Below are 25,300 nucleotides of genomic sequence, written 5' to 3'. Positions count from 1 at the left end.
TTTGCCCTGTGAGGGGGTCTCTGGTAGGGGCGTTGTGAAGCCGCTCGCTCAGAGCAGCGTCAACTGGGTCGGCCCGGCGGCTTCGGGCCGCGCCGTGTCCCTCCGGCGCACGGGAAGCCGGCGGGCCGTCCCGCGGTGCGACGGCCCGATGCCGAAGTCGGCGGCCAGCTCGTGGACGTGGCGCGTGATGCGCCGCTGGTACCACTTGGGCGCGTACGGGCCCTCCGCGTACAGCCGTTCGTACCGTCGTACCAGATGCGGGTGGTGCTCGCCGAGCCAGCGCATGTACCACTCCCGCGCGCCGGGCCGCAGATGGAGCACGAGCGGGGTCACGGACGTCGCCCCGGCGGCGGCGATCGCCCGGACCGTGGCGCGCAGTTGGTCCGGATGGTCGCCGAGGAAGGGGATGACGGGCGCCATCAGCACCCCGCAATCGATGCCGATCCCGCTCAGGGCGCGCACGACGTCCAGGCGGCGCGCGGGGGAGGGGGTGCCGGGCTCCACGGTGCGCCACAGCCCCTCGTCGACGAAGCCGACCGACACGGAGATGCCGACGTCGGTGACCTCGGCCGCCTGCCGCAGCAGATCGAGGTCGCGCAGGATCAGCGTTCCCTTGGTCAGGATCGAGAACGGGTTCGCGTGGTCGCGCAGGGTCGAGATGATGCCCGGCATCAGCCGGTACCGGCCCTCCGCCCGCTGGTAGCAGTCGACATTGGTCCCCATCGCGATGTGCGCTCCGTGCCAGCGGCCGGACGCCAGGTGCGTGCGCAGCAGTTCCGGGGCGTTGGTCTTGACGACGATCTGGGAGTCGAAGCCGATGCCCGTGTCCAGATCCAGGTAGCCGTGGGTCTTGCGGGCGAAGCAGTACACGCAGGCGTGGGTGCAGCCGCGGTACGGGTTGACCGTCCATTCGAACGGCATGCGCGATGCGCCGGGCACTCGGTTCACGATCGAGCGGGCCCGGATCTCGTGGAAGGTGATCCCCCGGAACTCCGGGGTGTCGAACGTGCGCGTGGTCACCGCGTCCGCGGCGAAGAGCGCGCTGTTCCCGGTCGCGGCGGGGTTCTCGACCAGATGGTTCCAGCGCATGGGCGCCTCCTCGGTAGCACTGGTCGAGAGAATAGAACATTTGTTCCCTTGATCGTTTTCTCCCCTTCGTCCGAGAGTGCGTGCGCCCCGGAAACGATCGGGAACCGGGCGGGTCACGGCCGGACTCCGAACAGCGACCACCCGGGAGGCGGCCCCGATTTTGAGCGGCGCGTCGAAGGTGGTTGGCTCGGCACACCCCGAAATCCGAGTGCTGGAGGAACAGCCATGGCGCAGGTCGAGGCCACCACGGAACGAGTCATCGCGGCGGACGCGGACACGGTGTTCGACGCGCTGGCCGACTACGAGCAGACCCGGGGCAGGGTGCTGCCCGGACAGTTCAGCGAGTACGAGGTGCGTGAGGGCGGTGACGGCGAGGGCACCCTCGTGCACTGGAAGCTCCAGGCCACGAGCAAGCGGGTGCGTGACTGCCTGATGGAGGTCACCGAGCCCAGCGACGGCCGGCTCGTGGAGAAGGACCGCAACTCCTCGATGGTCACCACCTGGACGGTCACCCCGGCCGGCGAGGGCCGTTCGAAGGCCGTCGTGACGACGGTCTGGAAGGGGGCCGGAGGCATCGGCGGATTCTTCGAGCGGACCTTCGCCCCCAAGGGCCTCGCGCGGATCTACGACGAACTGCTGCGCAATCTCGCCACCGAAGTCGAGAAGTAGCCCCTCGGCCCGTTCGGCCCACCTCACCGGTTCGAGTGGTTCTCCGGTCCCGGCGGTGGTGCGCCGCAGCGCCTCCCACCGGGGATGAAGCCCCCGGTGCGCCGTCAGCGCCCCCTCGCCGCCGGTTGCCCTCCCTCGTCGCGCGATGCGAGAAAGGTCGGCGCAGACGCGACGAGGGGAGCGGCACGTGGTGGGCGGGAGCACTCTGCTGGGGGACGAACAGGGCGGTACGGGGGTGACCGTACCGGCGGCCGCCGCGACCGCCGATACGCCTTCCCCGCCTCCGCCCCAGGCCACGCCGGAGCCGGATCCCGAGGCGGCGGAGCGGGCCGCCGTCCCGGCCGGCTTACCGGAGATCGGTCCCCGTCGCATCCGGCTGATCTTCCTCGGGCTGATGCTGACGCTGCTGCTCGCGGCGCTCGACCAGATGATCGTCGCCACCGCGCTGCCGAAGATCGTCGGAGAGCTGCACGGCCTGGAGAAGATGTCCTGGGCCGTCACCGCGTACCTTCTCGCCTCCACCATCGGACTGCCGCTCTACGGGAAGCTCGGCGACCTCTTCGGCCGCAAGAGCGTCTTCCAGTTCGCGATCGTCGTCTTCGTCATCGGCTCCGCGCTGGCCGGCTGGTCCCGCACCATGGACGAGCTCATCGCCTTCCGCGCCGTCCAGGGCATCGGCGGCGGAGGACTCATGATCGGGGTCCAGGCCATCATCGCGGACGTCGTGCCGCCCCGGGAACGCGGCAGGTTCATGGGGCTCATCGGGGCCGCCTTCGGACTCGCCTCCGTAGCCGGACCGCTGCTCGGCGGCTTCTTCACCGACCACGCCTCCTGGCGCTGGTGCTTCTACATCAACGTGCCGTTCGGCCTGATCACCCTGGCCGTCATCACCATCGTGCTGAAACTGCCCCGGCCTGCCGTCCGCCCGCGCCTCGACGTCCTCGGCGCGCTGCTGCTGGCCGCCGCGTCGACCTGTCTGGTGCTGCTGACCACCTGGGGCGGCACGGAGTATGCCTGGGGGTCGGCGGCCATCCTCGGGCTCGGCGCCGGTGCCGTCGCGGCGACGCTGCTCTTCCTCGTCGTCGAGCGGCGGGCGGCCGAACCGATCATTCCGCTGCGGCTGTTCCGCGATTCGATCTTCAACGTCACCGCGCTCGTCGGCGCCGTCGTCGGCGTCGCGCTGTTCGGTGCCGCCAGCTACCTGCCGACCTTCCTGCAAATGGTCGACGGCGCCACGGCCACCGAGTCCGGACTGCTCATGCTCCCGATGATGGGCGGTGTCGTCGTGGCGTCCGTCGTCTCCGGCCAGATGATCTCCCGTACCGGCCGCTACCGCGCCCACCCCATCGTCGGAGCCGCCGTCTCCGCCGTGGGGATGTGGCTGCTCTCCCGGCTCGACACCGACACCCCGCTGCTCGAACACGGCATCGCGCAGGCCGTGCTCGGCGCCGGGATCGGCCTGCTCATGCCGGTGCTGGTGCTCGCCGTGCAGAACTCCGTACGGCCCGCCGACCTCGGCGCCGCCACCAGCGCCAACAACTACTTCCGGCAGATCGGCGGCAGCGTCGGCGCGGCCGTCTTCGGCACGCTCTTCGCAGGCCGCCTCTCCGACGCGCTGGCCGTCCGCCTGCCGCCCGACGCGGATCTGCCCGACCCCGAATCGATCACGCCGCAGCTGGTCCACGCCATGGAACCCGCGTTGCGCGACGCCTACATCCAGGCATACGCCGACGCGATGCCGCGGATTTTCCTCTACCTCGTGCCGGTGCTCGTGCTCGGCCTGATCCTCGCCTTATTCCTCAAGGAGAAACCGCTGGTGTCCCACAACAGTCCCGAAACCGCAACCCCGCCGACCGCCGAGACCGCCGCGGTCCCCGCCGCCCGCACCCCCGTCCCCGCCGCGTCCCCGGCCGTGTACCTGTCTGGCGTACCGGTGTGCGGCAGCGTCCAGCACCCGGACGGTACGAAGGTCCCGCGCGCCGCGCTCACCCTCATCGACGTCCAGGGCCGGCAGGTCGGACGGGGCGCGAGCGGTGACGACGGGCGCTATGCGCTGAGCGTGCCCGGCGCGGGCAGCTATGTCCTGATCGCCGCGGCCGGAGGCCACCAGCCGCAGGCCGTCAGCGTCACCGTGGGTGAACGGCCCGTCGATCTCGATGTGGTGCTCGGCGGTGCGGGACGGCTCGCCGGGACCGTCGTCACCGCCGACGGCCTTCCGGTGCGCGATGCGGCCGTCACCCTCACCGATGTGCGCGGCGAGGTGGTCGCCTCCACCCGCAGCGGACGCGAGGGCGGCTTTGTGATCAAGGAGCTGGTGGCCGGCGAGTACACCCTGGCCGCCAGCGCCCCCGCTTTCCGGCCCGCCGCGCTGCCGGTGAGCGTGCAGGCCGCCAGGGAGACGCGGCAGGACATCGAACTCGCCGGAGGAGCGGTGCTGCGCGGGGTCGTACGGGCGAGCGGCGGCAGGCTCGTCGAGGATGCCCGGGTCACCCTGCTGGACGCGGCGGGCAACGTCGTCGACACGCTCACCACCGGGCCGGACGGGTCGTTCCGGTTCGTGGACCTGTCCACGGGTGAGTACACGGTGATCGCGGCCGGGTATCCGCCGGTGGCCACGGTCCTCCAGGTCGCGGGTGGCGGGCGCACCGAACGCGATCTCCAACTGGGGCACGAGGACTGAGCGTTGGCCGGGTGACGGGCCGGAGACCGACGCGACGGCCGCCGTACGGGCCGACGGCCGGCAACGGCGGCCGTCGGCGGCTGACTTCGCGGGCGGGGCAGGCGATCCGGTACGCCGGTGCCGCATGCCGACGGCGGCCCGGGGCGTTCTGGGCCCGTTCCCGTGGCCTCGCCCCGGCCGCCCCGCCCTCCGGCCGCTCGCCTCGGCGTCTTCCTCGGCCGTCTTCCTCGGCCGTCAACCGTCCGTCTCGGACGGGAACACCGCGGCGTATGCCGCCTGGAAGAGGGCGGTGACCTCCGCGCCGCTGAGTCCCTGGGACCGCGCTTCGTCCATCCACGCGGCCAGCGGCGCCCGCAGCGGGGAGCCGGGGATCTCCTGTGCCGGGCCCAGGGACCGGGTGATGAAGGTGCCCGCCCCCTGCCTCACCTCGGCGAGCCCCGCGCGCTCCAGCTCGCGGTACGCCTTGAGGGTCGTGTTCGGGTTGACCTTGGTGTCCGCCGCGACCTGCGCGGCCGTCGGCAACCGGTCACCCGCTTCCAGAGCGCCCATCCGCAGTGCCTGTTCGACCTGCCGCACGATCTGGAGGTACGTGGCCACTCCGCTGCGTCGGTCGATGCGGAACACGACCACCGTCTTCACCTCCTCTGGACTGCCGAAACCATACGCACCCGTGACGGCACGTCACCGCAGGGGGCTCCGCGACACCCGCCACACCGTGAGCACGGTGAGTGCCGCGGTGGCGGCGAGCAGGATGCCCGCCCCGGTCCACTGCATCGCCGGCATCTGGCCGAAGTCGAGGTACTTGATGACATCGTTGACGATCCCGTGCTTCTCCATGCAGGCGTCCGTCGCCGCGTCCGTCGGCGCGGCACACGTCCCCCAGCCGTAGAGGCGGCCGTCGGCGGAACCGATCCAGCGGTCCAGTTCGTACGGATCGTCCAGCTGCCCGTCTGTGCCGCCGCCGTACGGGTAGCTGAGCATCCTCGACGGCGCGAGGTGGGCGCGCAGCTCTCCCCAGACGATCTGGAAGGCCACGGAGAAGCCGAATGTGACCGCCATCGCCGGGATGATCCGGCGCACCAGCATGCCGATGGTGATCCCGGCGGCGGTGAGGAAGAGGCACATGGCGGGAAGCACCGGGCCGGTGTGGTCGAAGATGTTCCCCTCGTACCACCGGTCCGAGAACATCGCGCGGTACGGCTTCCACCACCAGGTGAAGAACACCGAGAGCACCGCACCGGCCAGCAGCGCCGTCGTGTAGCACCAGGCGAGCTTGGCCGTGAGCCACCGGCGGCGGGAAACGGACTGGGTGGTGACCAGTTGCAGGGTGCCGCGCTCCTGGTCGCCCGCGATCAGCGGGGCGCCGAGGAAGACGCCGAGGAGGAACGGCAGCATGCCCAGGGCGGTGATGGTGAGGTTGATGCTCTCCGAACCGGGTACCGGCATCGGCGGTTCCTTGTCCGGCCAGCCGAGCGTTTCGAGGACTCCGGCCAGGCGATTGCGCTGGTAGACGATCCAGGCCGAGCCGAGCACGACCGCGGCGGCCACGGTGAGCAGCGCTGCCCGGTGCTGGCGCACGACGAGCCAGTTCAGCCCACCCAGCAGTCGGCGTCCGGGCTCCCGGGCGGCCGTCCGGGACGTGTCGGTCAGGGTGGTGTTCATGAGGTGGGGGTTCCTTCGGCCTCGTGACGGGCGCCGGGTGTGTACAGGGGAGGCACGTCCGGCGAGCGCAGATGTGCCAGCAGCACTTCCTCCAGGCTGGGCCCGGTGACGGCCCATTCGGGGTGCAACGGGCCGTTCGGCCGTATCAGCGCCTGGAACTGCCGCCCCTGGGAACGGAGTTCGACGACGGTGTGCGGGGCCAGCGAGGCGAGCGGGTCCCCGTCGGTGACGAGTCCCGTCACCAGTGCGTGGGCCGGGATGAGCTCGTCGGCGTCACCCGCCAGCCGGACCCGGCCCCCGGCGAGAACCAGCAGGTAGTCGCACATGTCCTCCAGTTCGGACAGCAGATGCGAGGACATCACGACGGTGATGCCGCGCTCGACGGCCTCCGCCATCAGCAGGGAGCTCAGGTCGTGGCGGGCCAGCGGGTCCAGATCGGCCATCGGCTCGTCCAGCATCAGCAGATCGGGCCGCTTGCCGAAGGCGAGCGCGAACGCGACGCGGGTGTGCTGGCCGCCTGAGAGCGTGCCGATCCGGGCGTCCATCGGTACCCGGCCCGACTGGACGATCCGCTCGGCCGAGGCCGTGTCCCAGTTGGGGTTGAGCTCGGCGCCCATACGCAGCGTCTCCGCCACGGTGAACCCCTTGAAGAGCGGTTTGTCCTGACCGAGGAACGCGGTCCTCGGCCTCATCGCTTCATCGCCCGCGGGGGAGCCGAAGAGGCGCAGCTCGCCCTCCGTCGGCTCTATCTGCTGGGTGGCGAGTCCCAGCAGCGTGCTCTTCCCCGCCCCGTTGGGGCCGACGAGCCCGCAGATGCGGCCGGCCGGCAGCCGGAACGAGCAGTCGCGCAGCGCCCAGCCGCGGCGATAGCGCTTCCCCAGGCCGCGGGCTTCCATGGCCCCGGCGCCGGGCGAGCCGCCCGGGGCGAATGCGTCCGTCATGCACATCCCCTTAATTCCACTAGTCAATTAATGGAATCATGGTCTTGGTGAAGGGGGGTGTCAAGGCGGGCCTGGAAGCCCCCCGACGTGCACGGGGTGCCCGGATGCGCGGAGCGGCGCGTGGGCGTAGGCGGGAGCCGGTGGGAGCGCGGACGAGTCCGCCGGCCCATGGGGCCGCGGGGACTCTTCGGAGGACTGGACCACTGAACGTTGATGTGCCTCTGGTCCGGCGCTTCCTCGGCGCGTAGCGTGAGCCCGCATGAAGATCTTGATCAGCGCGGACATGGAGGGCGCCACCGGTGTGACCTGGCCTGCCGATGTGCTGCCCGGAACGCCCCAGTGGGAGCGGTGCCGCGCCATGTTCACCTCCGACGTGAACGCGGCGGTGCTCGGCTTCTACGACGGCGGTGCCGACGAGGTGCTCGTCAACGAGGCCCACTGGTCGATGCGCAACCTCCTGCTGGAGCGGCTCGACGACCGGGTGCAGATGCTCACCGGCAGGCACAAGTCCCTCTCCATGGTGGAGGGCGTCCAGCACGGGGACGTCGACGGCATCGCCTTCGTCGGCTACCACACCGGTGCCGGGGCTGAGGGCGTCCTGGCCCACACCTACCTGGCGAACTCGGTCACCGGAGTGTGGCTCAACGGCGCCAGGGCGAGCGAGGGGCTGCTCAACGCCCATGTCGTGGCCGAGTACGGCGTTCCCGTCGTCCTGGTCACCGGGGACGATCTGACCTGCGTGGACGCGCAGGGCTACGCGCCCGCAGCACGCAAGGTCGCGGTGAAGGACTACGTGTCGCGGTACGCGGCCGTGTGCCGTACACCGGCCCGTACCGCCGCCGACATCCGTGCCGCCGCCCAGGAGGCGACCGCGCTGGCCGTGCGCCACACCCCGGTGGAGGGTGGCCCCTTCACCGTCGAGCTGGAATTCGACGCCGAGCACCTGGCGGGCGCGGCCACCGTCGTCCCCGGCGTGGCGGCGAGCGGCGAGCGACGTGTCGCCTACACCAGCGCGACGATGTACGAAGGCATTCGCACGTTCAAGGCGGTGACCACGATCGTGTCGTCCGCCGTGGAGGAACAGTATGGCTGAGCAGTCCCGCCCCCAGGAGACCGTCGACGAGCGGGCGCTCGACGAGGTGGTGGCGTTCACTTCCGAACTGATCCGGATCGACACCACCAACCGCGGCGGCGGAGACTGCCGCGAACGTCCGGCCGCCGAGTACGTCGCGCAGCGGCTGGCGGAGGCCGGCCCGGAACCCGTCCTGCTGGAACGCACCCCGGGGCGCACCAACGTGGTCGCCCGGATCGAGGGCACCGACCCCTCCGCCGACGCCCTCCTCGTCCACGGCCATCTCGACGTGGTCCCCGCCGAGGCCGCCGACTGGACCGTGCACCCCTTCTCCGGCGAGATCCGCGACGGCGTGGTCTGGGGGCGCGGAGCCATCGACATGAAGAACATGGACGCGATGGTCCTGGCCGTCGTCCGGGCCTGGGCGCGGACCGGGGTGCGGCCCCGCCGCGACATCGTGATCGCGTACACCGCCGACGAGGAGGCCAGCGCCGAGGACGGCTCGGGCTTCCTCGCCGACCGCCACGCCGGACTCTTCGAAGGGTGCACGGAGGGCATCAGCGAATCGGGGGCCTTCACCTTCCACGCCACCCCGGACCTGGCGCTCTATCCGATCGCCGCCGGTGAGCGAGGTACCGCCTGGCTGAAGCTCACCGCGCACGGCCGGGCCGGGCACGGCTCCAAGGTCAACAGGTCCAACGCGGTCACCGCGCTGTCCGCGGCCGTCGCCCGCATCGGCGCGCACCAATGGCCCGTCCGGCTCACCCCCACCGTGCGCGCCGCGCTCACCGAGATCGCCGCGCTGCACGGCATCCGTCCCGACCTCGACGCCCCCGGCTTCGACGTGGACGAACTGCTCGGCAGGCTCGGACCGGCCGCCGCCCTCGTCGAACCGACCGTCCGCAACAGCTCCAACCCGACGATGCTGGAGGCCGGTTACAAGGTCAATGTGATCCCCGGCCAGGCCGTCGCCTACATCGACGGGCGGATGCTCCCCGGCGGCGAGGACGAGTTCCACGCCACGATGGACCGGCTGACCGGGCCCGACGTCGACTGGGAGTTCCACCACCGAGAGGTGCCGCTCCAGGCCCCGGCCGACTCCTCGACCTTCGCGAAGCTTCGCGCCGCCGTCGAGCGCTTCGACCCGGACGGGCATGTCGTTCCGTACTGCATGTCGGGCGGCACCGACGCCAAGCAGTTCTCCCGGCTCGGCATCACCGGCTACGGATTTTCGCCGCTGAAGCTGCCCGTCGGCTTCGACTACCAGGCGCTCTTCCACGGCGTCGACGAACGCGTCCCGATCGAGGCGCTGCACTTCGGCGTCCGGGTCCTCGACCACTACCTGCGTACCGCCTGACCCGCCACCACCGCCCGACCCATTACCAGGGGGATGTGAACATGCTGCCCACCGCGGCCCACGGAACATGGCCGTCACCGATCGACGCCGCCCTCGTCGCCTCCCGCGACGGACGCCCGGACCACGTCGGCACCGTCGGCGACGAGGTGTGGTGGACGGAGCCGCGCCCCGCCGAGGAGGGCCGCCGCGCCCTGGTCCGCCGCCGCGCGGACGGGACGACCGGCAGCGTGCTGCCCGCCCCGTGGAACGTACGGAGCCGGGTCGTCGAGTACGGCGGACAGCCCTGGGCCGGGGCCGTCCGCGCCGAGGGCGGACCGCTGGTCGTCTTCGTCGACTTCGCCGACCAGCGGCTGTACGCGTACGCCCCCGACGAACCCGGCGGGCCCCGGCCGCTCACCCCGGTCTCCGCCGTGGGCGGCGGGCTGCGCTGGGTCGACCCGGCCGTCCACCTCGACCGGGGCGAGGTGTGGTGCGTGCTGGAGGAGTTCACCGGCGAGGCGCCCACCGACCTGCGCCGGGTCGTCGCCGCCGTCCCGCTGGACGGATCGGCGGCCGAGGATCGCACGGCGATCCGTGAACTCACCGACGACCGCCACCGGTTCGTCACCGGGGCGAAGCTCTCGCCCGACGGGCGGCGGGCGGCCTGGATCGCCTGGGACCACCCGCGCATGCCGTGGGACGGCACGGAGGTGATGCTCGCCGACGTCACCGAGGACGGCAGGTTCCGAGACGTCCGGAGCTTCGCGGGCGGCCCCGAGGAGTCGATCCCGCAGATCGAGTGGGACGCCGACGGAGCACTGCTGTTCGCCGGTGACCGCAGCGGCTGGTGGAACCTGTACCGCGCCGACCCGGACGGGGGCGTCGAACCGCTGTGCGCCCGGGAGGAGGAATTCGCCGGCCCGCTCTGGACGATCGGCTGCCGCTGGTTCCGGCCGCTGGACAACGGCCTCGTCGCCACCGTGCACGGCAGGGGCACCATGACCCTCGGCATCCTCGACCCCCGGACCGGCGAACTCACCGACGTCGCCGGGTCCTGGACCGCGTGGGCCGGCCGGCTCGCCACGCACGGCAGCCGGGTCATCGGCATCGCCGCGAGCCCGTCCAGCACCTGCGAGGTCGTGGAGCTGGACACGGCGACTGGCCGTGCCCGCGTCATCGGCAGCCCCCATGAGGACGCCGTCGATCCCGCCTACTACCCCCGGCCCGAGAACCGCACCTTCACCGGCCCCGACGGCCGGGAGATCCACGCCCACATCCACCCGCCGCGCAGTCCCGGGCACACCGGCCCGGACGGCGAACTGCCGCCGTACGTCATCTGGGCGCACGGCGGCCCGACCGGGCACGCCGCACTCGTGCTCGACCTGGAGATCGCGTACTTCACCTCCCGCGGCATCGGGGTCGCCGAGGTCAACTACGGCGGCTCCACCGGCTACGGCAGGGAGTACCGCAACCGGCTGCGCGAACAGTGGGGCGTCGTCGACGTCGAGGACTGCGCGGCCGTCGCCGAAGCCCTGGCCGACGAGGGCACGGCCGATCCCCGCCGCCTCGCCATCCGCGGCGGCAGCGCGGGCGGCTGGACCACCGCCGCCTCCCTCACCGGCACCGACGTCTACGCCTGCGGCACGATCATCTACCCCGTCCTCGACCTGACCGGCTGGGGCACGGGCGAGACCCATGACTTCGAGTCGCAGTACCTGGAGTCCCTGGTCGGCCCGATCGCCGAGGTCCCCGAACGCTACCGGGAACGGTCCCCGCTCAGCCGCACCGAACGGCTGAACACGCCCTTCCTCCTGCTCCAGGGACTCGCCGACCCGATCTGCCCGCCCGTCCAGTGCGAACGGTTCCTGGCCGCGGTCGAAGGACGCGGCGTTCCGCACGCCTACCTCGCCTTCGAGGGGGAGGGCCACGGATTCCGCCGCGCCGACACCATGATCCGTGCCCTGGAGGCCGAACTCTCCCTGTACGCACAGACGTTCGGCTTTGATTGCCCGGATGTGCCGGCTCTTGGGCTGAAGCGGTGACCCGCGCAGGACCGGTCCCCGTGCCGCGGATGCCCGCCCCGCTGATCCGCCCCGCCCGACTGCGCCCCGGTGCCGGGATCGCCGTCGTGTCACCGAGCGGGCCCGTCCCCGGCGACCGCCTGGACGCCGGGCTCGACATCCTGCGCCGCTGGGGCCTCGAACCCGTCGAGGCACCCCATGCGCGCGCCGTCCACCCGGAGTTGGAGTACCTGGCGGGAACGGACGAGGCGCGGGCGCGAGACCTTCAGGAGGCGTGGTGCGATCCCGCCGTCGACGCGGTGATCTGCGCCCGCGGCGGGTACGGCGCGCACCGCGTGGTCGACCTGGTCGACTGGGCCGCGATGCGCGCCGCCGGGCCCAAGGTGTTCATCGGCTACAGCGACATCACCGTGCTCCACGAGGCGTTCGCCCGGCACCTGGGGCTCGCCACCCTGCACGGTCCGATGGTGGGCACTGAGACCTTCCTCAAGGACCCGGACACCCAGGAATCCCTGCGGGCCACCCTGTTCGAGCCCGAGTCGGTGCGGACTCTCGGGCTGCCCGGCGCGCGGGCACTGGTGCCCGGCCGGGCGCGCGGCGTGACCTTCGGCGGCTGCGTCAGCCTGCTCGCCGCCGGCATCGGCACCCCGCACGCCCGGATCTCCGCCCGGGGCGGGCTGCTGGTGATCGAGGACACCACCGAGGACCCGTACAGCATCGACCGCGTCCTCACCCAACTGCTGCGCGCCGGAGCACTCGACGGCATCACCGGGGTGGCCTGCGGTTCGTGGGCCGAGTGCGGACCCTACGAGCGGGTGCGGGCCGTGCTCGCGGACCGGCTCGGCCCCCTGGGCGTGCCCGTCGTCGAGGAACTGGGCTTCGGACACGGGCCGACGGCGCTGACGATTCCGCTCGGTGTGCCGGCCGTGCTGGACGCGCCCGCCGACGGTGGCCCGGCGACGCTCACCACCGAGGTACCCGCCCTGGCCTGAGCTCCATGCCCCCGGTGCCGTGCGCCCTTGCGGCCACAGCGTCGGCCAAGGAGCGCGCCGGACCGCTGTTTCGACGCGGTCCGGCGCGCCCTTCGAGGAGGCGGTGAGGGCGGTCGCCGCGTGCCGGACCGACGGGCACCCCCTAACCTGGCCGGATGCCTGAGACCCAAGCGGAGGCCGACTGTCTGGCCGAGGGACGCCGGGTGGCGATCCGCCCCTACCGGCACGCGGACGCCGAAGAGTTCATCGCCCGTGCGGGGGAGAGCCGGGACCTGCATCGTCCCTGGCTCTTCCCGCCCCTCGACGCCGACGCGTACGCCGTGTACGCCGGTCGGCTGATCGAGGACCCCACGAAGGCGGGTTTCCTGGTCTGCCGACGCGCACGCGGGCAGGGAAGCGGTTGCGGCGCGATCGCCGGATTCATCAACATCAACAACATCGTGCGCGGTGGCTTTCGCTGCGGCGCGCTCGGGTACGGCGCCTTCGCCCACGCCGCGGGCCGCGGTCTGATGGGCGAGGGGCTGGAACTGGTCCTGGACCACGCCTTCGGGCCGCTCGGGCTGCACCGCCTGGAAGCCAACATCCAGCCCGGCAACGAGGCGTCGCTGGCCCTCGTCCGACGGGCCGGTTTCCGTCTCGAAGGGTTCTCGCCCGACTTCCTCCTGATCGACGGGGCCTGGCGCGACCACGAGCGGTGGGCGCTCACGGCCGAGATGCCGAGGCGCGCGACGGGCTGACCGGACGCCCGCCCCGCACCGGTCTTTGCCGGCCCTGCCCCCTGCTGTCGGCCCGCCCCTTCCCGGTCTCTCCCGCCGACCGGTCCCACTCCACCGGCCGCATCCGGGTTGGGGAAGTCTTTGCCCATGGCCGGATCGGAGCGCCGCCCCCGCCCGCGAAGCCGTATTCCACGGCCGCGCGGCGCGGAGCTTCGTACAGGAAAGGGAAAGCGTCGGCCGAAAGTGGCAGGGAGCGCGCCCGCCGACGCGGCGTTCGTGTTGACCGCGGGCGATCGCAGGCGGAGCCTCGTCGTATAGCTGCCTCATGCAACTGGTTCACGACCGGTTCTGCCGGGCCCTCGCCCCCGGCACGCCGCCGCACCGGGGCGAACCGTGGGTACGACCGCTTCCGGCCGGGACCGAATCGGAAGGACGCGTATGTGTGGCATAGCCGGCTGGGTCTCCTTCGACCGCGACCTGCGGGGAACCGAGGACACCGCGGTGCTCGACGCGATGACGGAGACCATGGCCTGCCGGGGCCCGGACGACCGGGGGACCTGGACCGCCGAGCACGCGGGGCTCGGGCACCGCAGGCTGGCGATCATCGACCTGCCGGGCGGACGCCAGCCCATGTCCGTCCCCACACCCGACGGGGACGTCGCCCTCGTCTACTCCGGCGAGGCGTACAACTTCACCGAACTCCGCGGCGAACTGACCACACGCGGTCACCGCTTCACCACCGACTCGGACACCGAGGTCGTGCTGCACGGCTACCTGGAGTGGGGCGAGGCCGTCGCCGAACGGCTCAACGGCATGTACGCCTTCGCCGTCTGGGACGGCCGCCACGACAAGCTCGTCATGATCCGCGACCGGATGGGCGTCAAGCCGTTCTACTACTGGCCGACGTCCGACGGAGTGCTCTTCGGCTCGGAGCCCAAGGCCGTACTCGCCAACCCGCTGGCCCGGCCCCGGGTGACCGCCGACGGGCTCCGTGAGCTGTTCAGCCTCGTCAAGACCCCCGGTCACGCCGTGTGGGACGGCATGTACGAGGTCGAGCCCGGCACGACCGTCACCGTGGACCGCGACGGTCCGCGCCGGCACGTCTACTGGCGGCTGGAGACCCGCCCGCACCCCGACGACCGGGACACCACGATCGTCACCGTGCGCTCGCTGCTCGACGACATCGTGAGCCGCCAGCTGGTCTCCGACGTACCCCGCTGCGTCCTGCTCTCCGGGGGGCTCGACTCGTCCGCCGTCACCGCGCTCGCCGCGCGGCGGCTCGCCGAGAGCGGGGAGAAGGTCCGCACCTTCGCGGTCGACTTCGTCGGACGGACCGAGAACTTCGTCGCCGACGAACTGCGCACCACACCCGACACCCCGTTCGTGCACGACGTGGCCCGGCGGTCGGGCACCCTCCACCGCGACATCGTGCTCGACCCGGACACCCTCGCGGACCCCGAGGCACGCGCCCGGGTGATCCGGGCCCGGGACCTCCCCATGGGGCTCGGGGACATGGACACCTCGCTCTCCCTGCTCTTCCGGGCCATCCGCGAGCACTCGACCGTCGCGCTGTCCGGCGAGTCCGCCGACGAGGTCTTCGGCGGCTACCTCCAGTTCTTCGACGAGGAGGCACGCCGGGCCGACACCTTCCCCTGGCTGGTCCGCTACTCCGAGCAGTTCGGTGAGGACGCGGACATGCTCCGGGACGACGTGCACCAGGCCCTCGACCTGCGGTCGTACATCCGCGAAAGCTATGAATCCGCCGTCGCGGGCATCGAACGACTCGTCGGCGAGAGCGACTTCGAGTACCGCATGCGCCGGATCTGCCACCTCCACCTGACCCGGTTCGTCCGCGTCCTGCTCGACCGGAAGGACCGGGCCAGCATGGCGGTCGGCCTGGAGGTCCGAGTGCCGTTCTGCGACCACCGGCTCGTCGAGTACGTCTACAACACGCCCTGGGCGCTGAAATCCTTCGACGGCCGGGAGAAGAGCCTGCTGCGCGAGGCCGTCGCGGACGTGCTGCCCCGATCGGTGTACGAGCGGACCAAGAGCCCCTATCCGTCGACGCAGGACCCGAAATACGCCCGCGCCCTCCAGGAGCACGCCCGCGACCTGCTCGCCCGCCCGGACCACCGGGTCTTCGGGCTCATCGACCGCGACCGGCTGCGGAAGGCGGCCGACGAACACTCCGATCCGCAGGTCACCGGTGCGTCCCGGCGAGGGCTGGAACGCACCCTGGACCTCGCGATGTGGCTGGACATGTACCGGCCCGAGGTGGAGCTCGGCTGAGCCCTCAGACGGCGGCGGGCCGCGCGGCGGTCGCCGCGCTCGTCCGCCGGCCCTTGTGGTTGATCTTCATGGTGTCCATGTCCGTGGCGGTGGAACGGAGTTCGCCGTGGCCGCACCCCAGCTCTCCGAGCAGGGTCTCGGCCCGGTCCTCGGCGATCGCGGATGCCATCTCCTCGCCGTCAGCGGCGTTGGACACCACGACGAAGCGGAAGCTGAAGTGCTTGAGCCCCCGGTCGTAGGAGAGCGAGCCCTCCTCGGTGAACCGCATCGCGCTGATCCCGTGCTCGTCGACCTCCGACAGGAGTCGGGTGCGTGCCTCTTCCGTCAGGCCCTGCCAGGTGCCGCGCACGATCACTCGGTAGGTGTGCTGGGTGCTCATCGTGACTCCCACTCCGCGTTCCGTAGCTGAGGGCTTCCGCTTGCGAGGAGCTTCCACGCCCAGGCCGTGCCCGTCCGCGGACCGCTTCCGCCCGTGAACGGCCAGCGTACGGAGACCGGGGCACGGTACGCACGCAATTACGCGGGCCGACTCCGGGAAGCACGCCGCCGTCGACCGCGACCGCGCCGGACCGTCACGCGACACCAACGAGGACCGGGCCCCGTACGCGTGCGGCGGTCCGGTGAGCGGGCTTTGGCCCGATGACCGCGCAGACCCCGCGGGGCCGCGTACGGGCCCGGTCGGCGGGCCGCCTCCGGCGTCCACGGACCGGGGCGGCGCCGCTCAGGGGGACAGCTGCCGGTCGACGTACTCGAAGACGGAGCCGTCCGGATGCACGGCGATCAGATTGCGGCCCACCGGGGTGGCCACCGGACCCGCGAGGACGCGGGCGCCGACCCGGGTGAGCGCGGTATGGGCCGCGTCGACGTCCTTGACCGCGATCGTCGCCGTGACCTTGCGCAGGATCTCCAACTCCGCCTCCGGCCCGCTCATCAGGAGAAAGCAGCCGATCGCGGCGACCGAGACCCCACCACGCTCGAAGCGCAGCGCGGAACTGTCCGTGAGCTCCTCGTAGAAGGCCACCGCGGCCTCCAGGTCGTCGACGCAGATGCGGAGTGTGGTTCCCAGAATGTCCATGCGGGACAGGGTAGTTGCCGGATTTCAGGCCCGGCAGAGGATCTCGCCGTGCGGGACCATGAACCAGGCGTCGTCCCGCGCTCCCCACGCACGCCAGGCTGCGGCGATCGCGGCCAGTTCCCCGGCATCGGCATGACCGCCCGTCACGGCCGACCTCGCGTAGTCCGAATCGACCGTGCGGTCCGCCCACAGCCCGCTCCACCAGGCGCGGCTCTCCGGGGTGGCGAAGCACCAGGCGGCGGCGGTCGGGGCGATGTCGGTGAAACCGGCCCGCCGGGCCCACGAGAGCAGACGGCGGCCCGCGTCCGGCTCGCCGCCGTTGGCCCGGGCGACCCGGCCGTACACATCCAGCCAGCTGTCCAGGCCCGGGACCTCTGGGTACCAGGTCATCGCCGCGTAGTCGCTGTCGCGGGCCGCGACGATGCCGCCGGGCCGGCAGACCCGGCGCATCTCGCTCAGGGCGCGCACCGGGTCGGCCACGTGCTGGAGCACCTGATGGGCGTGGACGACATCGAAGGAGTCGTCGGGAAAGTCCAGGGCCTCCACATCACCGGTCGCGAACTCGATGCCATCCAGGCCGCGTTCGGACGCCACCTCGGCCGCCCGGGCCAGGACCTCCCGGCTGGTGTCGACGGCGGTCACCCGGCCGGGGGCGACCAGCGCGGCGAGGTCCGCGGTGATGGTGCCGGGCCCGCAGCCGACGTCCAGGACGGACATGCCGGGACGGAGTTCGCCGATGAGGTACGCCGCGGAATTCGCGGCCGTACGCCACCGGTGCGAGCGCAGGACGGACTCGTGGTGGCCGTGCGTGTAGACGGCGGGCCTCTCCGGCGTGGCCATGCGTGGCTCCTTGCTCGGGGCGCGGGGCGGGGCGCGCCGGGTGTCGGGTGCCGGGCCCGGACAAGGGCCGCACCGGCCGGTAGCAACCGGCCGGAGGCGGCACCCCGATGACGACACCGTACGCGCCTGCGTCGCATTCTGAGACGTCTGTCTTGCCATATGGGCAGCTGTCGCATCGGTCGGCGTCGACCGGCCGGGGCGACGCGGCGACGGGCGGCGGCCGTCCGGACCGCGCTTCCCCCGATCGGCCGCCCACCACCGAGCCCCCGCGCCGGACCGCCGGGCCGTCCCCGACGGGCTCCGCCGTCCGTTCGCGGGGCTTCGCGTGTGTGCCGTTCGGGCGTCCGCCGACAATGTCGCGTGCGGGACGCGTGCGGCCCCGCTTACGCTGTGGTCCAGATTCCGGCCCGTGGCCGGACTCTCCGTAACGAACCCACGATCCGTCAGGCCGGACGCGCGGGGCCGGCGGACCTCGGGCCCGCGGCGCCGCGGGCCTCCGGCGCGGATCGGACTCCACAAGGGGCAGACATGAGTTCCGCGCGCCTGGACGTGGCCGTATCCGAACAAGCCGAACTGGGCGAGGGCCCGACCTGGGACCCGGTCACCGGCCGGCTGATCTGGGTCGACATCCTCGCTGCCCGTGTGCACACCTTCGACCCGGTGAGCGGCCGCCGTACGGTGCGGACCACCGAGCAGCACGTCGGCGCGGCCAAACCGCGGGTGGGTGGGGGGCTCGTGGTCAACCTGCGCGACGGCGTCGGTCTGTACGACCCGGACGGCGCCTTCCGCTGGCTGGTTCACGATCCCGAGCCCGGACGCCGGGGCAACGACGCGGCGGTCGCACCCGATGGAGCGCTGTGGGCGGGCACCATGCGCTACGAGGAGAGCGAGATCGGCGGCAGCCTCGCCCGCGTCGCCCCCGACGGCGGGGTCACCTCGGTGCTGCCCGTGGTGGCGTGCAGCAACGGCATCGGCTGGAGCCCGGACGAGCGGCTGATGTACTACGTCGACACCCCCACGCGCCGCGTCGACGTCTTCGACTTCGACGGTGAACACGCCGTGAACCGGCGGCCGTTCGCCGTGATCGAGGAAGGCGCCGGATTCCCCGACGGGCTGACCGTCGACGCCGACGGAGCCGTCTGGGTCGCGCTGTGGGACGGCGCGGCGGTGCGCCGCTACACCCCCGACGGTTACCTGGACCGGGTCGTCGAGCTGCCGGTCCAGCGTCCGACGGCCTGTACCTTCGGCGGTACGGACCTGCGCGACCTCTACATCTCCACGGCCCGCGTCGGGCTGGACTCCCCGCATCCGCTGTCCGGCTCGCTGCTGGTGCTGCCGGGCGCGGGGCACGGTATGCCGGGGACGCCCTTCGCCGGCTGACACCGGACCCGGCCCGGGGCCCCGGCGTCTCCGGCTCCCGGCCGACGGGCTCCATCGGGCGGGGACCGTCGAACCCTCGTATAAAGGCCCTGAGCGTGACAGACGCCGGGGCAACGGCGACGGCGCGGCGAAGGAGACCCGGATGGCGCGGGAGCGGACCGAGCACACTCAGGACGCGGGGCACCACGCGCGGGGCACGGGGCCCCAAGGGCGGGCCGGCCGGATGGGGCCCGCGGGGCGCGGCGGCGGACACTCCGTGCGGGAGGGCCACGGCCCCGTCCGGTACGGGCCGCCCGCCCCCGACCCCGGCCTTCCCGTCCTGCCCGAACTGGCCGGGGTGCTCGCCGCCGCGGCCGGGTGCGGTGCCCCCGAGCCGACCGGTGGCGGGAGCGCCCTTCGCCGGGCCGCCACCTCCTACTGGTCCCGGCACGGCCTGCACGGCGGACCGGAGCACGTCGCCGCCGCGCCGGGTGCCTCGTCGCTGCTGCTCGCGCTCATCGCCGCGCACGGCGGCGACGTCCTGATCCCGCGTCCGTGCCCCGCCACCTGGATCCCGCAGGCCCGGTTGCTGGACAGCCCCGCCTACCAGGTGCCGACGCCCGCCGAGTGCGGCGGCGTTCCCGACCCGTACGCGCTGCTGGAGACCATTCGCAGAGTGCGCGCCGAGGGCGGCAGGCCCCGGTTGCTGCTGCTCTCCGTCGCCGACGACCCGACCGCCACCGTGGCCCCGCCGGAACTCGTGCGCGAGGCATGCGAGGCGGCGGTCGCCGAAGGGCTGCACATCGTCAGCGACGAGACCTGGCGCGACACCCTGCACCGGCCGCAGGACACGGTCCTGCTCAGCCCGGCCGAGATGTGCCCGGACGACGTCACGGTCGTCTGCGATCTGGCCGGGGCGCTGACCCCGTCGGCCTGGCCGGTCGCGATCGCCCGGTTCCCGGACACCGTGCGCGGGGCGGCCTGCCACGCCCGTGCGCTCGACGTCCTCACCGCGCTCGGCGCGCTCGTCGCGGTCCCCGTGGCCGTGGCCGCCGCCCATGCGCTGCGCGGGCCGGACCCGGTCCTGGACCGGGTCCGGCGGTCCGCCGCGCTCCACGCGTGGGTCTCGGCGGCGGCCTACCACGCGGTCCTCGCGGCGGGCGCGCTCGCCAGGCCCCCACAGGCGGGACGCCATCTCTACGCCGACCTGGGGCCCCTGAGATCCCGGCTGGCCGACCGGGGCGTCACCGACTCGCTGGAGCTGGAGGAGTATCTGACGGAACGTCTGGGGACGTCCGCGCCCGGTGGTCACCGGTTCGGCGACGATCTGGGGGCCCTGCGGGTACGGCTGGGGACCGAGGCGCTGATCGGGACGACCCCGGAACAGCGGCTGGAGTCGCTCGCCGCCGAACGGCCACTGGACCTGCCGCATGTGCGCGGCGCCCTGAACCGGTTCCAAGCGGCCCTCGCGGACCTCCGCTGACGGAATCCCGCGGAAGGCGCTGCGAAAACTCCGCGGAGCCCGCCCACCGACCGCACCCGGCGGACCCGACGCCGACGCAGCCCGCTCGGACCCGGGCCGGCCGCGCCCGCTCGGACCGGCGCCGACCGGACCGGCCCGGTTGCGTGCCGAGTGGACCCGCTCCGACCCGGATGCGTGCGGAAGCTCGCCGACGGGCCCTTCCCGAGGCCCATCGACGGACCCGGACGGCGACTCGGCCCGCTCAGTGGCCGAATCGGGCCCGCATCCTGCGCCACACCGCCGGACCACCGCTGACCAGCAGCGTCAGTCCCACCGCCACCACCAATCCTTGCCACGGCTCGGGGAACAGCGAGCCGCCGAGCACGCCGATCAGCTGGTACGCCGCGGCCCAGGCCAGGCAGGCCGGCACGTCGCCGCGGGCGAACCGGTGCAACGGCATCCGGCTCAGCAGGCAGGCCAGCATCACGGGAATCCGCCCCGCGGGAATCAGCCGGGACAGCACGAGGACCATCGCCCCGTTCTCGTCCAGCTTGCGCCGCGCCTGCTCCAGCCGTTCCGGGGCGGCCTGGTCCTTGATGGTCCGGAGCCACCTCGAGCCGTTCCTCGACCGCACTCCGCGCCGGCCGAGCCAGTACAGGCAGACATCGCCGACGAACGCGGCCGTCGAGGCCACCGCGAAGACCACCAGGAGCGCGAACGGCGACGACTGGTGCAGCGCCACCACCGTTGCTGAACTGACCAGCGCACCCGTCGGTACCACCGGCACCAGCGATCCCAGCGTCACCAAGAGAAACAGGGAGGGGTAGCCCACCGCCTGCTGCGTCGACTCCGGGGGAAGCTGCCGCACGACCTCCTGTATCACCTGGCGGCCTCCGGCCGCACGCGCTCGCCGTGCGACAGCCGGTGCGTCGCCACCTCCGGCGCCAGCAGCGCCGCCTTGCGGACGAACTCGTCACCCGGGGAGTGGAACTCGTGCGGCCGGACGCCGTCCAGCCCGATCGGCCAGTACGTGCCGTAGTGCACGGGCACGGCGGCCCGGGGAGCCAGCCGGGTCAGGGCCTGCGCCGCCCGCGCCGCGTCCAGATGGCCCTGGCCCAGGTAGGGGCCCCAGCCGCCCACCGGCAGCAGCGCCACGTCCACCGGTCCGACGATCCGGGCCATGTCGTCGAAGAGCCCCGTGTCGCCCGCGAAGTACGTCCGGGCCTCGCCCTCGATCACGTAACCCAGTGCGGGGCAGCGGTGCCGTCCCATGGGCAGGCGCCTGCCGTCGTGCAGCGAGGGGACCGCGCGGACGCGTATCCCGTCCGTCCCGCCGAACCGGACCTCGTCACCCGGGGCCACCTCGGTGATCCGCAGTCGGCGTGCCGAGCAGACCCGCCGGAGCCCCGGCACGGTGCGCGTCGTACCCACCGGCACCACCAGGTGGCCGCCCGCCGCGAGCCGGGCCAGCGACGGCAGGTGCAGGTGGTCGGAGTGGAGATGCGAGACGAGCACGACATCGGCGACCGCTGCCTCCGGACCGGGCAGCTCGCCGCGGCGCCGGCGCAGATGGGCCAGGCGCTGCACGAACAGCGGATCGGTGAGCACACGTACCCCGGAGTCCTCGATCGTGCAGGTGGCATGGCCCCACCAGGTGACTTCCACCGGCACGCGGCACCTCCTCGTTCCCCGGACTTCCTCTTCGGCTCCGGCATCCGAGCCTACGGGCTGTCCCGCAACACCGTCGCCGGACCGGGTGGGCCGGGCTCCCGTCGGTGGACGCGACCTCCCCGCACCGGCCGAGGTGTCCTCCGCGCACCTGGGCCGACGCGTTCTTCGTACGGCCTCGCCGTACGGAGGAGCGCACCGCGTCCTCGGGCTTATGCCACGGCGTACCCCGGTGCCACCTTCATGCTCTCTCCTCGCTCCGTGCGCCCTCGTCGCCACTTTGCTCCGGCGCGCGCGGGCGCACCGCCGTGTCGCGCGGTGTCGCGCGCTCTTCCCGTCCCGACATGCGCCTTTTTGTGTGGGGACAGGAGCGGTAGGGTCGCGCGTACGTCCGGTCCACGCCCGGCGCATGCCGCCGTTCGCCCGTGCGAGGCGGGGCGCGCGATGTGTGTGGTGCCTCGACGTCGCGGGGCGGCGGGACACGCTCGTACGGGATGTGCGCGGACGACCGCGACGACGCGGCGCGTGCCGGGCGTCGCGCGGATCAGGATTTGTCGGACACGGCCCAGCACGGGGGGACGGCCTTGGGGGACGCAGTGGACGTACGGGTGGCGGTCATCGCCAGTCTCACACCGCTCGAAGAACTCGACAGCGACCCGTTCCTGGTGGACACCCGCGGCCAGCACGACATGTGCGCCCGCTGGGCCGCCGACAAGGGATACGTCGTCACCCGCCAGCTCCGCTTCTACCGGTTGCGCCCCGACCACCACGCCCTGTGGACCGATGTCGAGAGCGGCGACGTCGAGGGGTTCGTCGCCGCCAACGACCGGGTGCTGGAACGCGCCCTCACGTCGGTTCCGGAGTTCGCCGCGGAGTGCGCGCGGCGGGGTGTGCGCCTGGAGATCGCCGGGCTGGACGAGCCGCCGTACAACGCCAGGACGAAGGCGAGCGTGCACCGCAGGCTCTCCATGCCCACCGCCGGCTACGACGGCCGCTGAAGCCTCTCTCCGCCGCCGGCCCCGTTCGGCGCGTGGACCCGCCCCCGACGGTTGGGCCGCCGCGCTGTGAAAGGCTGAGGGACAGGGCCCGGAACGGCGGGGTCCGGATGTGAGGTGGGTAGGGCGTGGGTGACGGGCGATGGCGAGCGGCCGGCAGTGCCCTGATGCGCGTGGTCGTGGTGTGGACGGTCTCGACGCTCACGATGCTGGTGCTCGCCGGGATACTGCCGGACTTCCGGCTCCAGTCGCCCGACGGCGACAGCATCACCAAGACCGCGTTCACCGCGGCCTGGGGCGCCGGGGCGTTCGGACTGCTTTCCGCACTCGTCTGGCCGGTCCTGGTACGGGCACTGCTGGTCGTGCCCGCGCTCGTCCTCGGACTGCTCGTCTTCTTCCTGAACGGCTCGCTGCTGCTGCTCGCCCTGCGGCTCATACCGGACGGCCGCGGCGCGGCCGACCCACAGACGGCGGTCGTCGTCGCGGCCGTGATGTCCGCGGTCGCCTCGGCCACGTCCACGGCGCTCGCCGTCCGCGACGACGACGCCTACCGGAGGCGCCTGTCCCGGCTCGCCGACCGCCGACGCCGCCGCAGCGGGGCCGACCACGGCCGCTGCGGCCCGCCGGGCATGGTCTTCATCCAACTCGACGGCGTCGGCCACGACCTGCTCGCCAGGGCGGCGGACGCCGATCTGATGCCGACCGTCGCGCGGTGGCTGGCGGACGACGGGGGCCACCGGCTCGCCCCCTGGCGCACCGACTGGTCCAGCCAGACGGGTGCCAGCCAGCTCGGCATCCTGCACGGCACCAACCACGACGTCCCCGCCTTCCGCTGGTACGAGAAGGAGACCGGTGACGTCATGGTCTCCAGCCGGCCCGCGAGCGCCCTCGAACTCCAGCGCAGGGCCATCGCCCGCACCCGGGACGGAGGGCTGCTCGCGGTCGACGGCGCCAGCTGCGGCAACCTCTTCAGCGGCGGCGCCGACCAGCTGGCACTCGTCCTGTCCATGGCGGCCCGGCGCGGCAGGGGGCGCCGTTCCCGGGCGGGGTACTTCGCCTACTTCTCCGATCCGGCCAACGCCGTGCGCACGGCGTTGTCGTTCGTCGCGGAGGTCTGCCGCGAGATCGGCCAGTCGACCCGGGCCCGCATCCGGAAGGAGACGCCGCGGATCAGGCGCGGCGGGCTCTACCCCTTCATCCGGGCCTTCGCGACCGTCGTCGAACGCGATGTGGTGGTCGCCGCCGTCATCGGGGACATGTTCGCCGGACGCACCGCCGTCTACGCCGACCTCGTCGCGTACGACGAGGTGGCGCACCACTCCGGGCCGCACAGCCGTGACGCGGAGAAGCTGCTCGCGCGGCTGGACCGGTCGCTCGCGCTGATCGCCAAGGTCGCCGAACACACCCCGCGCCGGTACCGGATCGTGCTGCTCTCCGACCACGGCCAGAGCCCCGGGGAGACCTTCGCGGGGGCGTACGGGCTGACCCTCAAGGACCTGGTGCGGGCGGGCTGCGGTCTGCCCGTGTCCCGGCGGGCGCAGCGCACCCGCAGCGGCTCGGAGGCGCGTGACGCGGTACGGATCGCCCTGCACCGGCGCCCGGCCGAGGAGGGGGAGGCGGAGCACCGCGCCGAGCCGTCCGACCCGGTCGTCCTCGCGTCCGGCAACCTCGGTCTGGTCTCCTTCCCCGACATCGAGGGACGCGCCTCGCGCGAACAACTCGACCGGAGCCGCCCGGCGCTGCTGGGCACCCTCGCCAACCACCCCGGCATCGGTTTCCTGCTGGTCCGCAGCGAGCGCCACGGATCGGTCGTGCTGGGCGGCGCGGGCGCCGAGATCCCGGTGTCGGAACTGCGCGACGGGGAGGGGCCGCTGGCCCCGTTCGGCCCCGGCGCGGCGGCCGCGATCCGTCGCACCGACACCTTCCCCCACGTCGCCGACATCATGGTGAACTCGACGCACGACGCGTCCACCGGCACCGTGCACGCCTTCGAGGAGCAGATCGGCTCGCACGGCGGGCTCGGCGGCGCCCAGTCCCGGCCGTTCCTGCTGTGGCCGACGGACCTGTCCGCCCCGGTGGCGGACGGCTGCGAGCTGGTGGGAGCCGAACAGGTGCACAAGGTGCTGCGGCGCTGGCTGCGGGAGTGCGCGGAGCCAACGGCACCGCCGGCGCCGAGCCGGTGGACGCAGGCGTCCTCGACGGCCGCCCGGAGCGCGGCGGACCGGTCTGCCCGGACGGGGGCGCTCCGTGCCGCGGGCGGTGCCGACGGGGCGGGCGCGCGTGACGCGGTCCAGGATGCCGACGGGGCGGGAGCGGGCGGCGTGGCGGGACGGACCGACGGGGCGGGGGCCGAGAACACGGCGGGGGACGCCGACGGGGCGGGCGGGGCCGTTCCCGCGGTCGGCTGAGGTGGTGTTCTCCCTGATCGGAGGGG

At 72.9% G+C, this 25,300-nt stretch carries 21 protein-coding genes; 12 read left to right on the top strand and 9 right to left on the bottom strand.

All coding sequences use genetic code 11. The features are described from left to right. Positions 1 to 48 precede the first annotated feature (48 nt). Positions 49 to 1,089 (bottom strand): Rv2578c family radical SAM protein, encoded by a 1,041-nt coding sequence (locus ACIHCL_RS23855; protein WP_399864577.1) that lies wholly within the window; start codon positions 1,087 to 1,089, stop codon positions 49 to 51. Positions 1,090 to 1,314: 225 nt separating this feature from the next. Here ACIHCL_RS23855 and ACIHCL_RS23850 point away from each other — a divergent pair, with 225 nt between their 5' ends. Next, entirely contained in the window at positions 1,315 to 1,758 is a 444-nt protein-coding gene (locus ACIHCL_RS23850; protein WP_399864576.1) for an SRPBCC family protein, read from the top strand. A gap of 187 nt (positions 1,759 to 1,945) precedes the next feature. Next, the gene (locus ACIHCL_RS23845; RefSeq protein ID WP_399864574.1) at positions 1,946 to 4,438 is read left to right on the top strand and encodes an MFS transporter; all 2,493 of its coding nucleotides are present in this window, start codon (positions 1,946 to 1,948) and stop codon (positions 4,436 to 4,438) included. A gap of 234 nt (positions 4,439 to 4,672) precedes the next feature. On the opposite strand, the gene ACIHCL_RS23840 is transcribed toward ACIHCL_RS23845, so the two are convergent. The 3 genes from ACIHCL_RS23840 to ACIHCL_RS23830 are packed head-to-tail and all read right to left on the bottom strand — an operon-like array spanning position 4,673 to position 7,041. Beyond that, the gene (locus tag ACIHCL_RS23840) at positions 4,673 to 5,077 is read right to left on the bottom strand and encodes a GntR family transcriptional regulator (protein WP_399864573.1); all 405 of its coding nucleotides are present in this window, start codon (positions 5,075 to 5,077) and stop codon (positions 4,673 to 4,675) included. 42 nt (positions 5,078 to 5,119) lie between these two features. Further along, positions 5,120 to 6,100, bottom strand: coding sequence for an ABC transporter permease (locus tag ACIHCL_RS23835; protein WP_399864571.1), 981 nt, complete (start codon positions 6,098 to 6,100; stop codon positions 5,120 to 5,122). Beyond that, positions 6,097 to 7,041 (bottom strand): ABC transporter ATP-binding protein, encoded by a 945-nt coding sequence (locus ACIHCL_RS23830; RefSeq protein ID WP_399864570.1) that lies wholly within the window; start codon positions 7,039 to 7,041, stop codon positions 6,097 to 6,099. Before ACIHCL_RS23830 ends, ACIHCL_RS23835 begins: the two co-directional genes overlap by 4 nt. A gap of 259 nt (positions 7,042 to 7,300) precedes the next feature. Here ACIHCL_RS23830 and ACIHCL_RS23825 point away from each other — a divergent pair, with 259 nt between their 5' ends. The 6 genes from ACIHCL_RS23825 (at position 7,301) to asnB (ending at position 15,467) form a co-directional block, all read left to right on the top strand. Then, entirely contained in the window at positions 7,301 to 8,134 is an 834-nt protein-coding gene (locus ACIHCL_RS23825) for a M55 family metallopeptidase (protein ID WP_399864569.1), read from the top strand. Further along, positions 8,127 to 9,470, top strand: a complete 1,344-nt coding sequence (locus tag ACIHCL_RS23820) for a M20/M25/M40 family metallo-hydrolase (RefSeq protein WP_399864567.1) — start codon at positions 8,127 to 8,129, stop codon at positions 9,468 to 9,470. Before ACIHCL_RS23825 ends, ACIHCL_RS23820 begins: the two co-directional genes overlap by 8 nt. A gap of 41 nt (positions 9,471 to 9,511) precedes the next feature. Beyond that, complete coding sequence (locus ACIHCL_RS23815) at positions 9,512 to 11,491, top strand: prolyl oligopeptidase family serine peptidase (protein WP_399864565.1); 1,980 nt, start codon at positions 9,512 to 9,514, stop codon at positions 11,489 to 11,491. A gap of 29 nt (positions 11,492 to 11,520) precedes the next feature. Next, a complete protein-coding gene (locus ACIHCL_RS23810) occupies positions 11,521 to 12,462 on the top strand; it encodes an LD-carboxypeptidase (RefSeq protein ID WP_399864634.1) in 942 nt (313 codons plus the stop codon). 155 nt (positions 12,463 to 12,617) lie between these two features. After that, positions 12,618 to 13,199, top strand: a complete 582-nt coding sequence (locus ACIHCL_RS23805) for a GNAT family N-acetyltransferase (RefSeq protein WP_399864564.1) — start codon at positions 12,618 to 12,620, stop codon at positions 13,197 to 13,199. 417 nt (positions 13,200 to 13,616) lie between these two features. Then, a complete protein-coding gene (gene asnB, locus ACIHCL_RS23800) occupies positions 13,617 to 15,467 on the top strand; it encodes an asparagine synthase (glutamine-hydrolyzing) (protein ID WP_399864563.1) in 1,851 nt (616 codons plus the stop codon). A gap of 4 nt (positions 15,468 to 15,471) precedes the next feature. Here asnB and ACIHCL_RS23795 read toward each other — a convergent pair whose 3' ends face one another. From ACIHCL_RS23795 to ACIHCL_RS23785, 3 genes are all read right to left on the bottom strand, one after another. Beyond that, on the bottom strand, positions 15,472 to 15,846 hold the full coding sequence (locus tag ACIHCL_RS23795; RefSeq protein ID WP_399864562.1) for a DUF6204 family protein: 375 nt from the start codon (positions 15,844 to 15,846) through the stop codon (positions 15,472 to 15,474). A gap of 342 nt (positions 15,847 to 16,188) precedes the next feature. Next, on the bottom strand, positions 16,189 to 16,542 hold the full coding sequence (locus ACIHCL_RS23790) for a VOC family protein (protein ID WP_399864561.1): 354 nt from the start codon (positions 16,540 to 16,542) through the stop codon (positions 16,189 to 16,191). Between the two features lie 24 nt (positions 16,543 to 16,566). Beyond that, positions 16,567 to 17,382, bottom strand: a complete 816-nt coding sequence (locus tag ACIHCL_RS23785) for a methyltransferase domain-containing protein (RefSeq protein WP_399864560.1) — start codon at positions 17,380 to 17,382, stop codon at positions 16,567 to 16,569. Between the two features lie 528 nt (positions 17,383 to 17,910). On the opposite strand from ACIHCL_RS23785, the gene ACIHCL_RS23780 reads away from it, so the two are divergent. Continuing rightward, on the top strand, positions 17,911 to 18,762 hold the full coding sequence (locus ACIHCL_RS23780) for an SMP-30/gluconolactonase/LRE family protein (protein WP_399864558.1): 852 nt from the start codon (positions 17,911 to 17,913) through the stop codon (positions 18,760 to 18,762). Between the two features lie 223 nt (positions 18,763 to 18,985). Continuing rightward, positions 18,986 to 20,224, top strand: coding sequence for an aminotransferase class I/II-fold pyridoxal phosphate-dependent enzyme (locus ACIHCL_RS23775; RefSeq protein ID WP_399864633.1), 1,239 nt, complete (start codon positions 18,986 to 18,988; stop codon positions 20,222 to 20,224). Positions 20,225 to 20,465: 241 nt separating this feature from the next. Here the strand turns inward: ACIHCL_RS23775 and ACIHCL_RS23770 are convergent, their stop codons facing one another. Next, a complete protein-coding gene (locus ACIHCL_RS23770; protein WP_399864556.1) occupies positions 20,466 to 21,086 on the bottom strand; it encodes a DedA family protein in 621 nt (206 codons plus the stop codon). Further along, positions 21,083 to 21,874 (bottom strand): MBL fold metallo-hydrolase, encoded by a 792-nt coding sequence (locus tag ACIHCL_RS23765; protein WP_399864555.1) that lies wholly within the window; start codon positions 21,872 to 21,874, stop codon positions 21,083 to 21,085. Before ACIHCL_RS23765 ends, ACIHCL_RS23770 begins: the two co-directional genes overlap by 4 nt. 581 nt (positions 21,875 to 22,455) lie before the next feature. On the opposite strand from ACIHCL_RS23765, the gene ACIHCL_RS23760 reads away from it, so the two are divergent. Both ACIHCL_RS23760 and ACIHCL_RS23755 read left to right on the top strand, forming a co-directional pair. Next, a complete protein-coding gene (locus ACIHCL_RS23760; RefSeq protein ID WP_399864554.1) occupies positions 22,456 to 22,869 on the top strand; it encodes a hypothetical protein in 414 nt (137 codons plus the stop codon). A 164-nt stretch (positions 22,870 to 23,033) separates the two neighbouring features. Continuing rightward, complete coding sequence (locus tag ACIHCL_RS23755) at positions 23,034 to 25,274, top strand: phage holin family protein (protein WP_399864631.1); 2,241 nt, start codon at positions 23,034 to 23,036, stop codon at positions 25,272 to 25,274. Positions 25,275 to 25,300 lie beyond the last annotated feature (26 nt).

This window comes from Streptomyces sp. NPDC052042, from assembly GCF_044548345.1.
Classification (GTDB): Bacteria; Actinomycetota; Actinomycetes; order Streptomycetales; family Streptomycetaceae; genus Streptomyces.
This window is presented reverse-complemented; position numbering and strand designations above follow the sequence as displayed.

Bases quoted from the DNA above. Each gene is read 5' to 3' on its own strand.
- ACIHCL_RS23855 (WP_399864577.1), bottom strand. From the start codon at position 1,089: ATGCGCTGGAACCATCTGGTCGAGAACCCCGCCGCGACCGGGAACAGC.
- ACIHCL_RS23850 (WP_399864576.1), top strand. From the start codon at position 1,315: ATGGCGCAGGTCGAGGCCACCACGGAACGAGTCATCGCGGCGGACGCG.
- ACIHCL_RS23835 (WP_399864571.1), bottom strand. From the start codon at position 6,100: ATGAACACCACCCTGACCGACACGTCCCGGACGGCCGCCCGGGAGCCC.
- ACIHCL_RS23830 (WP_399864570.1), bottom strand. From the start codon at position 7,041: ATGACGGACGCATTCGCCCCGGGCGGCTCGCCCGGCGCCGGGGCCATG.
- ACIHCL_RS23825 (WP_399864569.1), top strand. From the start codon at position 7,301: ATGAAGATCTTGATCAGCGCGGACATGGAGGGCGCCACCGGTGTGACC.
- ACIHCL_RS23820 (WP_399864567.1), top strand. From the start codon at position 8,127: ATGGCTGAGCAGTCCCGCCCCCAGGAGACCGTCGACGAGCGGGCGCTC.
- ACIHCL_RS23815 (WP_399864565.1), top strand. From the start codon at position 9,512: ATGCTGCCCACCGCGGCCCACGGAACATGGCCGTCACCGATCGACGCC.
- ACIHCL_RS23810 (WP_399864634.1), top strand. From the start codon at position 11,521: ATGCCCGCCCCGCTGATCCGCCCCGCCCGACTGCGCCCCGGTGCCGGG.
- ACIHCL_RS23805 (WP_399864564.1), top strand. From the start codon at position 12,618: ATGCCTGAGACCCAAGCGGAGGCCGACTGTCTGGCCGAGGGACGCCGG.
- asnB (WP_399864563.1), top strand. From the start codon at position 13,617: ATGTGTGGCATAGCCGGCTGGGTCTCCTTCGACCGCGACCTGCGGGGA.
- ACIHCL_RS23795 (WP_399864562.1), bottom strand. From the start codon at position 15,846: ATGAGCACCCAGCACACCTACCGAGTGATCGTGCGCGGCACCTGGCAG.
- ACIHCL_RS23790 (WP_399864561.1), bottom strand. From the start codon at position 16,542: ATGGACATTCTGGGAACCACACTCCGCATCTGCGTCGACGACCTGGAG.
- ACIHCL_RS23785 (WP_399864560.1), bottom strand. From the start codon at position 17,382: ATGGCCACGCCGGAGAGGCCCGCCGTCTACACGCACGGCCACCACGAG.
- ACIHCL_RS23780 (WP_399864558.1), top strand. From the start codon at position 17,911: ATGAGTTCCGCGCGCCTGGACGTGGCCGTATCCGAACAAGCCGAACTG.
- ACIHCL_RS23775 (WP_399864633.1), top strand. From the start codon at position 18,986: ATGGGGCCCGCGGGGCGCGGCGGCGGACACTCCGTGCGGGAGGGCCAC.
- ACIHCL_RS23755 (WP_399864631.1), top strand. From the start codon at position 23,034: ATGCGCGTGGTCGTGGTGTGGACGGTCTCGACGCTCACGATGCTGGTG.